Annotated in this window: 15 protein-coding genes; 13 read left to right on the forward strand and 2 right to left on the reverse strand. The window is 62.3% G+C overall.

Annotated features, from left to right (window positions below; translation table 11 throughout):
- Window positions 1-133: 133 nt before the first annotated feature.
- Window positions 134-547, forward strand: coding sequence for an NUDIX domain-containing protein (locus HBO24_RS27995; protein ID WP_169959709.1), 414 nt, complete (start codon window positions 134-136; stop codon window positions 545-547).
- A gap of 25 nt (window positions 548-572) precedes the next feature.
- Window positions 573-1,211, forward strand: coding sequence for a LysE family translocator (locus tag HBO24_RS28000; protein WP_057438335.1), 639 nt, complete (start codon window positions 573-575; stop codon window positions 1,209-1,211).
- 4 nt (window positions 1,212-1,215) lie between these two features.
- On the opposite strand, the gene metR is transcribed toward HBO24_RS28000, so the two are convergent.
- Window positions 1,216-2,133 (reverse strand): transcriptional regulator MetR, encoded by a 918-nt coding sequence (gene metR, locus HBO24_RS28005; RefSeq protein ID WP_169959708.1) that lies wholly within the window; start codon window positions 2,131-2,133, stop codon window positions 1,216-1,218.
- 182 nt (window positions 2,134-2,315) lie between these two features.
- Here metR and HBO24_RS28010 point away from each other — a divergent pair, with 182 nt between their 5' ends.
- From HBO24_RS28010 to HBO24_RS28030, 5 genes are all read left to right on the forward strand, one after another.
- Window positions 2,316-3,335 carry an alpha/beta hydrolase gene (locus HBO24_RS28010; RefSeq protein WP_057438337.1) on the forward strand — a complete coding sequence of 340 codons (1,020 nt, stop codon included), beginning with the start codon at window positions 2,316-2,318 and terminating at the stop codon, window positions 3,333-3,335.
- 61 nt (window positions 3,336-3,396) lie between these two features.
- Window positions 3,397-4,050 (forward strand): DsbA family oxidoreductase, encoded by a 654-nt coding sequence (locus HBO24_RS28015; RefSeq protein ID WP_057438339.1) that lies wholly within the window; start codon window positions 3,397-3,399, stop codon window positions 4,048-4,050.
- A 184-nt stretch (window positions 4,051-4,234) separates the two neighbouring features.
- Window positions 4,235-5,155: an arginase gene (locus tag HBO24_RS28020; RefSeq protein ID WP_170060759.1), complete on the forward strand. Its 921-nt coding sequence runs from the start codon at window positions 4,235-4,237 to the stop codon at window positions 5,153-5,155.
- Complete coding sequence (locus tag HBO24_RS28025; RefSeq protein ID WP_057438341.1) at window positions 5,152-5,532, forward strand: transporter; 381 nt, start codon at window positions 5,152-5,154, stop codon at window positions 5,530-5,532. The genes HBO24_RS28020 and HBO24_RS28025 overlap by 4 nt, the downstream gene beginning before the upstream one ends.
- Window positions 5,529-5,942, forward strand: coding sequence for an EamA family transporter (locus HBO24_RS28030; protein WP_057438343.1), 414 nt, complete (start codon window positions 5,529-5,531; stop codon window positions 5,940-5,942). The genes HBO24_RS28025 and HBO24_RS28030 overlap by 4 nt, the downstream gene beginning before the upstream one ends.
- 114 nt (window positions 5,943-6,056) lie before the next feature.
- Here HBO24_RS28030 and HBO24_RS28035 read toward each other — a convergent pair whose 3' ends face one another.
- Window positions 6,057-6,821, reverse strand: coding sequence for a MipA/OmpV family protein (locus HBO24_RS28035; RefSeq protein WP_170060760.1), 765 nt, complete (start codon window positions 6,819-6,821; stop codon window positions 6,057-6,059).
- 230 nt (window positions 6,822-7,051) lie between these two features.
- Here HBO24_RS28035 and HBO24_RS28040 point away from each other — a divergent pair, with 230 nt between their 5' ends.
- The 6 genes from HBO24_RS28040 (at window position 7,052) to HBO24_RS28065 (ending at window position 14,389) form a co-directional block, all read left to right on the forward strand.
- Window positions 7,052-7,750, forward strand: a complete 699-nt coding sequence (locus tag HBO24_RS28040; RefSeq protein ID WP_120734090.1) for an MtnX-like HAD-IB family phosphatase — start codon at window positions 7,052-7,054, stop codon at window positions 7,748-7,750.
- Window positions 7,743-9,137, forward strand: coding sequence for an aminotransferase class III-fold pyridoxal phosphate-dependent enzyme (locus HBO24_RS28045; protein ID WP_057438348.1), 1,395 nt, complete (start codon window positions 7,743-7,745; stop codon window positions 9,135-9,137). Before HBO24_RS28040 ends, HBO24_RS28045 begins: the two co-directional genes overlap by 8 nt.
- Window positions 9,134-10,015: an alpha/beta fold hydrolase gene (locus HBO24_RS28050; protein ID WP_057958588.1), complete on the forward strand. Its 882-nt coding sequence runs from the start codon at window positions 9,134-9,136 to the stop codon at window positions 10,013-10,015. The genes HBO24_RS28045 and HBO24_RS28050 overlap by 4 nt, the downstream gene beginning before the upstream one ends.
- An 84-nt stretch (window positions 10,016-10,099) precedes the next feature.
- Window positions 10,100-11,227: a GNAT family N-acetyltransferase gene (locus HBO24_RS28055; RefSeq protein WP_115128905.1), complete on the forward strand. Its 1,128-nt coding sequence runs from the start codon at window positions 10,100-10,102 to the stop codon at window positions 11,225-11,227.
- Window positions 11,224-13,002 carry a HAMP domain-containing sensor histidine kinase gene (locus HBO24_RS28060; protein ID WP_057438354.1) on the forward strand — a complete coding sequence of 593 codons (1,779 nt, stop codon included), beginning with the start codon at window positions 11,224-11,226 and terminating at the stop codon, window positions 13,000-13,002. Before HBO24_RS28055 ends, HBO24_RS28060 begins: the two co-directional genes overlap by 4 nt.
- Window positions 12,992-14,389, forward strand: coding sequence for a sigma-54 dependent transcriptional regulator (locus HBO24_RS28065; RefSeq protein WP_057958591.1), 1,398 nt, complete (start codon window positions 12,992-12,994; stop codon window positions 14,387-14,389). Before HBO24_RS28060 ends, HBO24_RS28065 begins: the two co-directional genes overlap by 11 nt.
- Window positions 14,390-14,861: the final 472 nt, after the last annotated feature.

Here is a 14,861-nt window from a genome sequence, read left to right on the forward strand (position 1 = left end):
GGCTTCGCCGCCCAGCGCGGGCAAGCCCGCTCGCCACAACAAACCCGTCATCACAAAAAAACGGCCACAAAGCTGGCAGCGCAGCGCAGGGTCGTGTGATCCTTTGCGGCCTTTACTCCAAGGCGTTTATTTCATGTCCCAGACCATCCGTATCGCCGCCGCCCTGTTGATCGGCAGCGACGGCCAGACCCTGCTGGTGCGCAAGCGCGGCACCCAGGCGTTCATGCAGCCGGGCGGCAAGATCGACGCGGGCGAACAACCGGTGCAGGCCCTGGCGCGTGAGCTGTACGAAGAGCTGGGGTTGCGTATCGACTCGGCCCAGGCACACTACCTGGGCCACTTCTCGGCGCCGGCGGCCAACGAGCCGGGGTTTACCGTGGCGGCCGAGCTCTTTGAAGTGCGTATCGACGTGGCGGTAACGCCCGCTGCCGAGATCGAAGAAGTGCGCTGGATCGACCCGGCCGGCGACGGCGGCCTGCAGCTGGCGCCCTTGACACGTGACTTGATCCTGCCGTTTTATCGCGCATCGCTGACCACTACTGCCTGAACTGTCGGGCGCAAAGGACTGAGCCGTGATCCCCCTCAATGAACTGCTGATTTTTGCCGCCGCCTCGCTGCTGCTGGTACTCACGCCCGGGCCGAACATGATCTACCTGATCTCCCGCTCGATCTGCCAGGGCCGCAGGGCCGGGGTCACGTCGTTATTGGGGGTGGTCGCAGGTTTTTTTGTGCACCTGTTCGCCGCGGCTGCTGGGTTGACCGCAGTGTTTCTCACGGTGCCGGTGGCCTATGAAGTGCTGAAATGGGCCGGCGCGCTATACCTGCTATGGCTGGCCTGGCAAGCAGTGAGACCGGGCGCCCGTTCGCCGTTCGAGGCCCAGCAACTGCCCGCCGACTCGCCGCGCAAGCTGGTGACCATGGGCTTTCTGACCAGCGCCCTGAACCCGAAAATCGCGGTGTTCTACCTGTCGGTATTCCCGCAGTTCATCACCCCGGAGCACGGTTCGGTCTTCACCCAGAGCCTGATGCTGGGCTTTACCCAGATCAGCGTCAGCTTTGTGGTCAACCTGCTGATCTCGCTGTGCGCCGCGAGCATCGCCGCCTGGTTTATCCACAACCCCACGTGGCTGGCGGTGCAGCGTTATTTCATGGGGTTTGTGCTGGCCGCCCTGGCGGTGCGCCTGATGCTGGAGCAACGGCGCAGCGCGTGAGCAATCAACGGACTGCGCTGACCCCATCCAGGGTCGAAAACGAGGTGTCCTTGGCCGTCAGCAAAAAGTCGCGCATGTACGGCGCATCCAGCATATCCGCGCGGATCCCGGCGTACAGCGTGGCAAACAGACCCCTCTCGCCCAACCGCTTGGCCTTCACATAACCCCGCGAGCTGTACTCGTGCAGCGCCCAGTGGGGCATGCCACACACGCCGCGTCCGCTGGCCACCAACTGCATCATCATCACCGTCAGCTCCGAGGTACGGACCTGGGCCGGCTCGACGTCGGCCGGCTCCAGGAAACGGGTGAAGATGTCCAGGCGGTCGCGCTCTACCGGGTAGGTGATCAGGGTTTCGCTGAGCAGATCCTCGGGCACGATGTACGGCTTATTGGCCAGGGCATGCTGGTTGGCCACGGCGAGCATCGCTTCGTAGGTGAACAACGGCACATAGGTGATGCCCGCCAGCTCCAGCGGGTCGGAGGTCACTACCAGGTCCAGGTCGCCACGGGCCAGGGCTGGCAGCGGGGCGAAGGCAAAGCCGGAAGCCAGGTCCAGCTCGACTTCCGGCCAGGCATCGCGGAACTGGTCGATGGTCGGCATCAGCCACTGGAAGCAGCTGTGGCACTCGATCGCCATATGCAGGCGCCCGGCGGTGCCGCCGGCCAGGCGTGCGATATCCCGTTCGGCACCGCGCAGCAGCGGCAGGGTGGCGTCCGCCAGTTGCAGCAGGCGCAGGCCGGCGCTGGTGAAGCGTACCGGTTTGGTCTTGCGCACAAACAGCGGCATGCCCATGCGCTCTTCCAGCTCTTTGAACTGGTGGGACAGTGCCGACTGGGTCAGGTGCAGGCGCTCGGCGGCTTCCACCAGGCTGTCGGCTTCGCGCAAGGCGTGCAGGGTCTTGAGATGACGGATTTCGAGCACGGGCTCTCCATGAAGATAATTTGTGACAAGTTCGGATAGCGTGAGTTTGTCTCATGTTGCCAATTCTGTCGACCATGACCGCTGGGCACTCTTCATCAAACTGTCACGTAACTGTGGCAGCGCGCTTGAACAAACTTCATCAGACTCGCGCTCTACTGGGGTTCTGCGTTTCGGTGTTTTTCATGCGCGTGTTGCTTTTACTGGCCGCCTTATTGTTCGGCCTGCCGTCTTTTGCGGCTTCTCGATGTGATGTCAATGTCCCGACTGAGCGGGTCGACCTGGACCAGGTGAGCCTGGCGTACCAGAGCATCGGCCGTGCTTCCGACCCAGCGTTGCTGCTGGTGATGGGCCTGGGCGGGCAGTTGATCCACTGGCCGGACGAAGTGGTGGTCGCCTTGTGCCAACAAGGTTTTCGGGTGATCCGCTACGACAACCGTGACGTTGGCCTGTCCACCTGGCGCCAGGCCCCGGCCAGCGCCAACCTGACCTTTGAAGTGCTGCGCTACAAACTCGGCCTGCCGGTGGCTGCGCCCTACACCCTGACCGATATGGCCGACGACGCCCTGGGGTTGATGGATGCGTTGCAGGTGCGCCAGTTCCATGTACTGGGCGCGAGCATGGGCGGGATGATCGCCCAGCATCTGGCGGCGATGGCGCCGCAGCGCGTAGAAAGCCTGACCCTGATCATGACCAGCTCCGGCGCCGAAGGCCTGCCCGCGCCGAATGCCGCGCTGGTGCAGCTGCTGTCGCGGCGCAGTGCGCCCAACCGTGAAGTGGCCCTGGAGCAGCAGGCCGACTTGCTGGCCGCCCTGGGCAGCCCCCAGGTCGAGGATGATCGCCAGGCGTTGCTGCAGCAGGCGGCGCAGTCTTACGACCGGGCATTCAATCCCGAGGGTGTGAAGCGCCAGATCATGGCCATTCTTGCCGAACCGAGCCGGGTGCCATTGCTCAACCAACTGCGCGTGCCGACCCTGGTGGTGCATGGCACGGCCGACCCGTTGTTGCCGGTGATGCATGGTGTGCACCTGGCGGCGCATATCCAGGGCAGCCAGTTGCGGCTGATCCCGGGTCTGGCCCATCGTTTTCAGGAAGCGTTCAAGGCGCCGTTGCTGGCGGCGGTGTTGCCGTACCTGCAAGCCCACCGCGAAGAGGCGGCGCATTGGGCGCAGGTTGAGCCCCTGGCCCCCGCCAAGGTTTTATGACGGCCGCGTAGAGGTGTATGGTGCGAACTTTGTGGCGTGTAATGCCTGCGAGGTTGCCTGAATGAGTACTTCCCTGAAAATCGACTTTGTCAGCGACGTGTCCTGCCCCTGGTGCGTCATCGGCCTGCGCGGCCTGACCGAAGCCCTGGACCAACTGGGCGCCGAAGTGCAGGCCGAGATCCACTTCCAGCCCTTCGAGCTGAACCCGAACATGCCCGCCGAAGGGCAGAACATCACCGAGCACATCACCGAGAAATACGGCTCCACCGCCGAAGAGTCCCAGGCCAACCGCGCGCGCATCCGCGACATGGGCGCCGCCCTGGGCTTTGCGTTTCGTACCGATGGCCAAAGCCGTATCTACAACACCTTCGACGCCCATCGCCTGCTGCATTGGGCCGGGCTCGAGGGCTTGCAGTACAACCTCAAGGAAGCGCTGTTCAAGGCTTACTTCAGCGATGGCCAGGACCCGTCCGACCACGCCACGTTGGCAATCATTGCCGAGAGCGTTGGCCTGGACCTCAAGCGCGCAGCCGAGGTTCTGGCCTCGGACGAGTATGCCGCAGAAGTCCGCGAGCAGGAGCAGCTGTGGGTATCACGCGGGGTGAGTTCGGTGCCGACCATCGTGTTCAACGACCAGTACGCGGTCAGTGGTGGGCAGCCGGTTGAAGCGTTTGTCGGTGCAATCCGCCAGATCATCAACGAAGCCAAAAGCTAACAAACACCACCGACCAAATGTGGGAGCGGGCTTGCTCGCGAAAGCGGTAGATCAGCTAAGTATCTCTTGACTGACCCACCGCCTTGGCGAGCAAGCCACATGGGTTCCTGGCCCATCCCTTGCATTACCCCCCTAAAGCCCCGCCGGTAAGCGGCTGGGCACTGCCAGGGGGTGAAATATTACCTTGAATATTCTTGATCTCGACCACAGCCTCACAGCCCAGGCACCCATCGCCCGGCGTCTGGCCAGTGGTCAAGCGACGCGCCTGGACCTGCTCGACCTGGGCCCGAAACTGCGCCTGTGGTCCACCGAAAAAACCTGGAAACGCTTTGTCCAGCGCCTGGCCCAACGGCCCCGGCCAAGCACGGCACGCCCGGAAATCTTCTTTGTCGGCTCCGGCGACTATCACCACCTGACCCCGGCTTTTCTCGCCGAAGTGCAGGAACCTATCAGCCTGATCCACTTCGACAACCACCCCGACTGGGTACGCCTGGCCCCGCGCCGACACTGCGGCTCATGGGTCAATCAGGCCCTGAAGATACCGGCGATCCAGCGCATCGTCACCCTCGGCCCGTGCAGCGATGACCTGCATAACCCGCAACTGCGCGGCGGTAACCTCGGCGCCCTGAAGCGCGGGCATTTGCAGTTGTTTCCCTGGCAGCACGCGCCGTCGAAAGTCTGGGGGCGGGTAGGGGATGGCGCCGGCCATGCACAACAGGAAAACCACTTGCACTGGCGCAACCTCGCTGAGCTCGACTGGCCTGCATTCCTTGAGCAAATGATCGCCAGTCTGCCCACCGAGGCGGTATGGATCACCCTCGACAAGGACGTGCTGGCCAGCGAAGACGCGGCCACCAACTGGGACCAGGGCGGCATGCGCCTGACGCACTTGCTGCAAGCCCTGCGTGCGTTGGCGGCGAGCAAGCGGATCCTTGGCATCGACGTGTGCGGCGAGTTTGCCCAGCCTGCGTTCAGCAACGCCTTCAAGCGCTGGGAAGCCAAGTCCGACCAGCCGCCGGCCGCACGCTGGAGCGCTGATGACCTGCTGCGTAACGCCACCACCAATGAAGCGTTGATCAACCTGTTCGAGGAGCTGTTCCCGTGACCCTGACCGTCGTGTTGCTGGTGGCCTTTTCCATCGTTCTCGATGTGATCGGCCAGTTGTGTTTCAAATTGGGCCTGGACCGCTTGCCCGAACTCGAAGGCGGCTTTCGCCTGAATGCCTTCTGGGGCCAGGTATTTAATGCGCCGTTGCTGTGGGCGGGCATCGGCGCCTATGTCATCGAATTTTTTGTCTGGCTTGAAGCCTTGTCCCGCGCGCCGTTGAGCCTGTTGTTCCCGGCCGCCGCACTGGCTTACTGCGGGGTGGTGTTGGCGGGCAAGGTGATACTGGGCGAAACCGTCAGCCGCCGGCGCTGGCTGGGCACGATGGTGATTACCGCCGGCGTGATGTTGGTGGCTGTAGCAGGAGCACAATCATGAGTTCGCAAGAGATGGCTATCCGTCCGGTTGGCTGGCTGCATGGGCGCTTGGGCACCGTAGTGTTATGGGCGTTGTTGATCCTCACCGAAAGCGCCGGCCAGTTGTTTACCAAGGTGGCTGGCGATCAAATTGGCCAGATGGATTTCAATTGGCAATGGTTGGCGGCGGTGGCAGTCAACCCGGGGATCCTCGCGGCGATCGCCTGCTATATCGGCGCGTTCTTTGTGTGGATGCTGATCCTGCGACGCAGCAGCCTATCCCTGGCCTTCCCCCTGAGTTCGCTGGTGTTTGTGGTGGTGCTGCTCGGCTCGTGGTTGGGGCTGGGCGAGCACATCAGCTTCCTGCACTGGGTGGGCGTGGTGGTGATTATTGGCGGGATTGCACTGCTGGCCGAGGGCGAAGAAAACTGAGCCCAGACTGGAATCACGGACAAATGTGGGAGCGGGCTTGCCTGCGATGCAGGCGCCGTGGTGTATCAGTTACACCGCGGTGATGCTATCGCGGGCAAGCCCGCTTCCACACAATCAATCGAAGGTGTAGCTGATCGCCGTCTGCACCTGCCCCTGGTTCACCTCGCCGGCCTGGCGCACGATGCTGCTGTCCGCCGCTGATCCCAGCAGATGCACCCAACTGGCACTGGCCAGCAACGACCATTTGGGCGCCAGGGGAATCTGCACGCTCTGGGTCAGTGTCAGGTTCTGGAACCCGCCGCTGGCGTTGTACGGGCGAATCCCGGAGCTTGCCGCTTCCTGCTCATCCACCCCGAAAAACGTCTGGGTCTGGCGACCATCGGCAAAATGCGCGACTAGCCCCGTGCTGCCAATCACTGCGCCGCCCAACGGGTAACCCAGCTCCCCGCCGAGCTTGCCGAGCACGCCGCTTTGCGCGCGGGCACCGCCCACGGCCCGCCCCAGTTGCGCGTAGACCCGCCAGAAGTCCGCTGGCGCGTACTGGATAAACCCGCCGACCTCGGCCATGTCCGACACATCCCGCAGGCCCTTCAGCGGCCCGTTGGCCGTGCGTCCCGCCAGGTAATTGAGGTACGGCCCGGCACTCAAGCCATTGCTGTTGAGCGCACTCCAGGTCAGGCCGTCATCGGTATCGAGGCTGACATCTCCCCAATCCAGGTCGAAGTAGGGCACCGGCACGGTCTGATAGCGGCTGGCGGCGGGCTCCCGTGGCTGATAGCTCAGGCCCAGGCCCACCTCGCCGCTGATGTCGGCCGCTGCTGCCGAACCCATCCACAGCCCCAGGACGCCGGCGAATACCCGCGAAGTCACCCTGAACATATTGCTTGCTCCTCTTGCAAAATATGCGCGCATGAACGCGCAGGCGCAGGGCCCCACGCAAGCACTCATGTTGTTTGTAGCGACCTACAAAAATTGTAGCTTGGGCACTGGGTATTTCACCGTGACATGCGGCAGAAGCCCGGCCCCATTGGGTTTTGTGCACTTGGCACAGTCCCTGCTCTAACCCTGGTACAAGCGCATCCGCGCTGTCATCTCCAAGGTAAACGCAGATGAATGACTGGCATATCGTGTGTGACTTCGATGGGACCATCACACCCACCGATGTCATCGACAATGTTCTCCAACGCTTCGCCGGCCCCGAGTGGGAAACCATCGAGCAACAATGGCTGGATGGCCATATCGGTTCCCGCGAATGCCTGAGCCGCCAACTGGCATTGATCAAGGCGACACCGGCCGAACTGCTGGCGTATTTCGACACCGTCGAGATCGACCCGGACTTCCCGGACTTCGTCGACCATGTCCTTGGCCTGGGCGCGTCCCTTGAAGTGGTCAGCGACGGCATCGAGCAAGGCATCGCGCGGATCCTTTCGCGCAACTACGTGACCCTGCTGCCGATCATCGCCAACCGCCTGCGCCAGATTGACCAGAACAGCTGGCGCATCGACTTCCCCCATGCCAGCGACGCTTGCCGCGCGGCCTCGGGCAACTGCAAATGCAAGTCCACCCCGCGTAACAAACGGGTGTTGGTGATCGGCGACGGCAAGTCCGATATGTGCGTCTCGACCACCGCCGATTTTGTTTTCGCCAAGGGCAGCCTGGCCCAGTACTGCCAGGCCCACGCCATCCCCCATCTGCGCTTCGACACCTTTGCCGAACTGCCGGCCTTGCTGGCCAGGCTGCCCCAGGGCATCGCCGCCAACGCCACCCATTTCACTTCCGAAAATCAGGAACTCTTTCATCATGTCTGATATCCGTATCGCTACCGCCGAAGACCAGGTTCTGCTGGATAAAGAAGCCAAATACTGCTCCTACGGCGACACCGTCCACTACATCGACCCGCCGCGTATCTTCAGCCGTTGCGAAGGCTCCTACGTGTGGGACACCGAAGACCAGGCCTACCTCGATCTGCAAATGTGGTACTCGGCGGTCAACTTCGGTTATGCCAACCCGCGCCTGAACAATGCGCTGAAACAGCAGATCGACACCCTGCCGCAAATCGCCAGCCAGTACCTGCACAAGGGCAAGATCGAGCTGTCGGAAATGATCGCGGTGGATGCCAAGAAAAAATTCGGCCTCGATGGTCGGGTGCATTTCAACGTCGGCGGTTCGCAGTCCATCGAGGACTCGCTGAAGGTGGTGCGTAACGCCACCAACGGCAAGAGCCTGATGTTCGCCTTCGAGGGCGGTTACCACGGGCGCACCCTCGGTGCGTCGTCCATCACCTCCAGCTACCGCTACCGTCGCCGCTACGGCCACTTTGGCGAGCGCGCCAACTTCATCCCGTTCCCGTACCACTTCCGTGGTCCCAAGGGCATGACCAAGGAAGAGTACGGCAGCCACTGCGTGCAGCAGTTCGCCCGTCTGTTCGAGACTGAATACAACGGTGTGTGGGACCCGAAAGTCGGCCAGAGCGAGTACGCAGCGTTCTACGTCGAGCCGATCCAGGGCACTGGCGGCTACGTGATCCCGCCGATGAACTTCTACAGCGAACTCAAGCAGGTGCTCGACCAGCACGGCATCCTGATGGTGGTCGATGAGATCCAGATGGGCTTCTGGCGCACCGGTAAGTTGTGGTCGATCGAGCACTTCGATGTGCAGCCGGACGTGATCGTGTTCGGTAAGGCCCTGACCAACGGCCTCAACCCCCTGGGCGGCATCTGGGCCAAGGAAGAGTTGATCAACCCGAAAATCTTCCCGCCGGGTTCCACCCACTCCACCTTCGCCTCCAACCCGCTGGGTACGGCGGTGGGCCTGGAAATGTTCAAGATGACCAGCGAGGTCGACTACGGCGCGATGGTCATGGCCAAGGGCAAATACTTCCTTGAAGGCCTGCAAGAGTTGCAAAAGCGCTTCCCGATCATCGGCGACGTCGATGGCCTGGGCCTGGCCCTGCGCTGTGAAATCTGCGGCCCCGATGGCTTCACCCCGGACAAGGCGACCCTGGACTACATGGTTGACGAGGGCATGAAAGGCGACATGCTGGTAGACGGCCAGAAACTCGGGCTGATCCTCGATGTGGGCGGCTACTACAAGAACGTGATCACCCTGGCGCCGTCCCTGGAAATCAGCTACCCGGAAATCGACCTGGGCTTGAAGCTGCTGGAGCAACTGCTGACCCGAGCGATGAAGCGGTGAACCAGGCCGATATCGATCTCGGCGAAGGCAACGCCGGCTTCGTTCTCGGCAACGGTCCGGTCGGGGTCTTGTTGATCCACGGCCTGACCGGCACCCCGACCGAGCTGCGTCGGGTCGCCCAGGGCCTGGCCAAGGAGGGCAACTGCACCGTGTATGTGCCGACCCTGGCCGGGCACTGCGGGGGCAACGAAGACCTGCAGGCCACCGGTTGGCGCGACTGGTACGAGGGTGTGCGCAAGACCTTTGTCGGCGTGCAGCAGCGCCATGCGCAGGTGTTCGTCGGTGGCTTGTCCATGGGCGCGGTAATGTCGATGTACCTGGCCTCGGAGTTTCCGGGCCAGGTCGCCGGGTTGCTGATGTACTCCACGACCCTCAAGTACGACGGCTGGAGCATCAACAAATTTGCCTTCATCACGCCGTTGCTGATCCGTATTCCGTTCGGCGTGCGCCTGTTCCGATTTACCGAGAAGCCGCCCTACGGCATCAAGAACGAACGCCTGCGGGCCATCGTCGAGCGGCAGATGAAAGAGGGTGAGAGCAGCGAGGCCGGGTTGTTGACCATGGAAGGCGTCACCGTGCGCGAGCTGCACTGGATGAATGCGGTGGTGAAGAAACGCATGCCGTCGATCAAGACCCCGGCGCTGGTGCTGCACTCCATCGAGGACGACATCACCAGCCGCTGGAACGCCGACTACGTGGAGCGCCACCTGGGGGGGCCGGTGACCAAGATCCTGTTGGACAACTGCTATCACATGATCACCGTCGACCTGCAATACCGCCGGGTGATCGAGTTGAGTGCCGACTTTATCGAGCAACACACCGGTTCAAAAATGGGCGATGTCTCGTTCTGCGAGCCCGCGCTGGCGGCGGCACAGTAAACATTGATGTTGCCTGAGCCACCGCTATCGCAGCCTCACGGGGCGAGACAGCGCCCACAGGAGCACTTACAGGGATATTCCGATGTGATCACCGCACACACCTTCCCGAGCATCCACGCCATCGAACGCAGTGCCTGGAATGACTGTTTTCCCCAGGCGTTGGAGGATTGGGATTACTACGTCGCCGTAGAAAACGCTGCCATCGACGACTTCCAGTGGCGCTACCTGGCCCTCTATGAGGACGGGCAACTGCTGGCCGTCGCCCCGGCGTTCATCACCCATTATCGCCTCGATACCACCGTGTCGGGCATCGCCAAACGCTTTACCCAACGCCTGGAACGCTGGTGGCCGGGAGCGTTGCGCCTGGGCTTGTACGCCATCGGCTCGCCGGTGGCCGAGCAATGCCATGCCGGTGTCGCCAGCCATGTGCCCGCTGCGCGCCGCAGTGCGCTGTTGGAGCAATTACTGGTCGCGGCGCGTCGGGATGCCGATGCATTCGGCATCGGCCTGCTGGCGGTCAAGGACGCGCCGAGCCTGGATCAGGACTGGGCCGACAGCTGCAAGACCGCCGGCCTGCACAGCATGCCGAGTTTGCCTACCGGGTTGCTGCCGCTGCCCTACGGCTCAGTGGATGCCTATCTGGGCTCCCTGGGCAAATCCACGCGCAAGGATTTGCGGCGCAAGCTGCGTGCGCCGGGGCCACAGGTGGAGTGGCGGGACAATGTCGATGATGTGTTGCCGGATATCATGCGCCTCTACGAAGCCACGCTGGCTCGCGCCGACCTGCAATTCGAGCGCCTGCCTGCCGGTTATTTCAGCCAGGTGCTCGCCCAGCTTGAACAACGGGCGCGCTGTGTACTTTACTGGGTGGATGGGCAACTGGTGGCGTTCAACCTGGTGCTGCTGGACCAGCACCGGCTGATCGACAAGTTCTTTGCCCACGACCTGGCCCAGAGCCGCGAACATAACCTGTACTTTCGCAGTTGGCTGACCAACGTCGACTACTGCATCGAGCACAATATTGCGTTGTACGAGTGCGGGCAGGCCGGGTATGCCAGTAAGCTACGCCTGGGCTGTGAGTTCGCCGGCAATACGCTGTTCTTCCAGCACCGCAACCGGCTGCTCGATACCCTGCTCAAGCTGGTAAAAGTGTTTATTCGCCCGGACCGATCCGACCCTGCCATGGCTGCTGCAATAAGCGAAACCCGATGATCGCCAAAACCCGTCAGAAAGCCCGCCCATTTGCCATTTCCCGCTGGAGCCTGCAGCGCAAGCTGGTGTTGGCGTTCTGGCTGGTGACGGTGATCCCGACCATGATCGCCGCCGAGCTGGCGGCCACCACCCTGTCGCAGATTTTCGACAGCAACGTGCGCATCTGGCTGCAAGAGTCGACCCGCATCGTCAAGGATGAAGTCAGCGACATCCTGCACGACAACGCCCGTGTGGCGCAGATCTTCCTGCGGTATGTGCGTCCGCCTTCCAGCCATGAAGCGATGCGTCATGACCGTTTGATCGCGGACATTGCCCGCGCCACTGATATTGATGTGGTCACGCTGATTCGCAGCAGTGACAGCAAGGTGATGTTCAGCACCGTGGGCGATGATGTGGTGAAACAAATCAGCCTCGCTCCCAATGCCGTGTTGCAAACCGTGCAGGTCGGCGGCGTGGCCACCGGGGCCGTGATTTCCTCGTTCGAGACCAGCCAGGATGGCGTCGACTACGAACTGTTGGTCGGTACCTACCTGGACAGCAGCTTCCTGACCAGCGTCGCCGAGGTGCACTCCCTGGACTTGCGTCTGTACCTGGCCAATACCGAAGGCTTTTCGGAGATCTTCTCCACCCAGCGTTTTGAAGACCACCCGACCCGCGTGCCGAAATCCGTGGAAACCCTCCTGCGCAGCACCAAGCAGCCCAGTGAACAGTTCACCAGCAACTACAGTGGCCTGTACTGGCCGATCTTCAATGACACCGGCGAGTTACAGGGCGTGATCTTCAGCGGCCTGCTGCGCCACACCAGCCTGGTGGGGCTGGTGAACCAGAGCAATCTGTTTGTGCTGATCTTCCTGCTCAGTTCCGCTTTGTCCCTGGGGGCCGGTGTGCTGGTCTCCCGGCACCTGACCCGGCCACTGCGCGAATTGTCCCAGGGGGTGAGCGCGGTGATTAGCGGCAACTACCAGCACCGCGTGGCCGTCACCGGCGGTGACGAACTGGCGCAATTGAGCAGTACCTTCAACCATATGACCGAGCGCCTGGGCGAGTTGCATCACCTCGAAGCCCAACTGCGCCGCCGCGACCGCCTGCATGCCCTGGGCGAAGTGGCGATGGGCCTGGCCCATGAAATCCGCAACCCGCTGGGCATCATCAAGACCGCGACCCAACTGCTGCACCGTCGCACGGACCTGCCGGAGACCGACAAGCGCCACCTGGAATACGTGATCAGCGAAGTCAGCCGGATCAATGACCTGATCACCGATTTCCTCGACTTCGCCAAGCCCAGCGAACCGCTGCGCAGCCAGCAACCGGCGCGGCCGCTGGTGGAAGAAATCCTCGGTTTCTGCGCGCCGGAGCTGGCCAGCCACGCCATCGACGCCCATCTCGACGACCAGGCGCCGGGTGCGACCCTGTATGTGGACGCCAAGCAATTCAAGCAGGCGTGCCTGAACCTGATCCTCAACGCCATCGACGCCATGCCCCAGGGCGGGCGCCTGACCTTGAGCATCAGCCGTGTCGATCACTACACGGTGATCAGCATCAGCGATAGCGGCCAGGGCATCCCCCCTGAAATGATCGAGCGGATCTTTACCCCCTTTGTTACCACCAAGGCCTCGGGCACCGGCCTGGGCCTGGCGAAAGTCTATTCAATCATGGAGAGTCACGACGCCAGCATCGAATGCACCAGCGAGAAAGATGCCGGCGCCACCTTCAGCCTGTACATTCCGGCCAACGGTGAAGATGACGGCGACGACGAGGACAGTCATGACACATAACATATTGGTGGTCGACGACGAGCCCAAGCTCTGCGATTTGCTGTCGTCGGCCCTGAGCCAGAACCATATCCAGGTGTTTATCGCCGGCAATGGCCTGCATGCGCTCAAGGTGCTGGAGCAGGAGGACATCGACCTGGTGATCAGCGACTGGCGCATGCCCGGCATGGACGGCCCGCAACTGCTGGCTGAGATCAAGGTGCGCTACCCGCAATTGCCGGTGATCGTGATGACGGCCTACAGCACCGTGAAAAATGCCGTGCAGTCCATGCGTAACGGCGCCTACGACTACATTGCCAAGCCCTTCGATATCGACGAGCTGGACATCACCGTGGCCAAGGCCTTGCAGTTTCGCGACATCATGCGCGACAACGCACGGCTGCGTGCCGAACTCGATGAACATGCCCAGTTCGATAGCCTGGTCGGGGAAAGCCCGGCGTTTCGCCGAGTGTTGCAGGCGGTGGATTCGGTGCGTGAAAGCAACGCCACCATCCTGTTGACCGGCGAAAGCGGCACCGGCAAAGAAATGGTCGCCCGCGCCATTCACAAGCATGGCAACCGTGCAGACAAGCCTTTTGTGGCGGTCAACTGCGCCGCGATCCCCGAAGGCTTGCTGGAAAGCGAAATGTTCGGCCATCGCAAGGGCGCGTTTACCGGCGCCGTGGCCGACCGGGTAGGGCGCTTTATGCAGGCCGACAAGGGCACGCTGTTTCTCGACGAAGTGGGGGATATGCCCCTGGCGTTGCAGGCCAAGATCCTGCGCGCCTTGCAGGAACGGGTGATCGAGCCGGTCGGCGACCCGCGTGAGCGCAAGGTGGACGTGCGGGTGATCGCCGCCACCAACAAGAACCTGCTGGAAGCGGTGGCGAACAAGGAGTTTCGCGAAGACCTCTACTACCGCCTGAATGTGTTCCCGATCCCACTGCCAGCATTGCGCGAGCGCGTCGAAGACATCGCCCCGCTGGCCCGCCACTTTGCCCGCAGCCTGAGTGCCAACGCCGGTAAACGCATCACCGGCTTCAGCCCCGACGCCTTACAGGCCATGGCCGCCTACAACTGGCCGGGGAACATCCGCGAGCTGCAAAACTGCGTGGAGCGCGCGACCATCGTCGCCTCCAGCCCGGTGATTGAAGATATCGACCTGCCGGCCTACCTGTTCGCGTCCCAGCCGACCGAGCGGGATGTGACGACAATCCTCAGCGAAGGCCCAGGCGTGCCCCAGGACCTGGACGCGGCGCTGGCCGAGGTGGAAAAGGCCTACATCCTCGCGGCCTTGCAGGAGAGCAATGGCGTACAGGCGGCTGCGGCGTCGCGGATTGGCATCTCCGAACGCAGCTTTTGGTACCGCTTGAAAAAGCTGGGGATCCAGATCGACAAAATCGTACGCTGAGCCCTGGGAGCCACACATAAGCAAATGTGGGAGCTGTCGAGCTTTAGTGAGGCTGCGATGCGGGCAGCTGGGTTTTGCAGGTGTACCGAGTCGATCCCATCGCAGCCTCGCCGGGGCTCGACAGCTCCCACAAGGGATTGGGGAGCCACACTAAGCAAATGTGGGAGCTGTCGAGCTTTAGCGAGGCTGCGATGCAGGCAGCTGGGTTTTGCAGGTGTACCGAGTCGATCCCATCGCAGCCTCGCCGGGGCTCGACAGCTCCCACAAGGGATTGGGGAGGCACACTAAGCAAATGTGGGAGCTGTCGAGCTTTAGCGAGGCTGCGATGCAGGCAGCTGGGTTTTACAGGTGTACCGAGTCGATCCCATCGCAGCCTCGCCGGGGCTCGACAGCTCCCACAAGGGATTGGGGAGGCACACTAAGCAAATGTGGGAGCTGTCGAGCTTTAGCGAGGCTGCGATGCAGGCAGCTG

This window comes from Pseudomonas sp. WS 5410 (genome assembly GCF_012985645.1).
In the GTDB taxonomy this organism is placed as follows: domain Bacteria; phylum Pseudomonadota; class Gammaproteobacteria; order Pseudomonadales; family Pseudomonadaceae; genus Aquipseudomonas; species Aquipseudomonas shahriarae.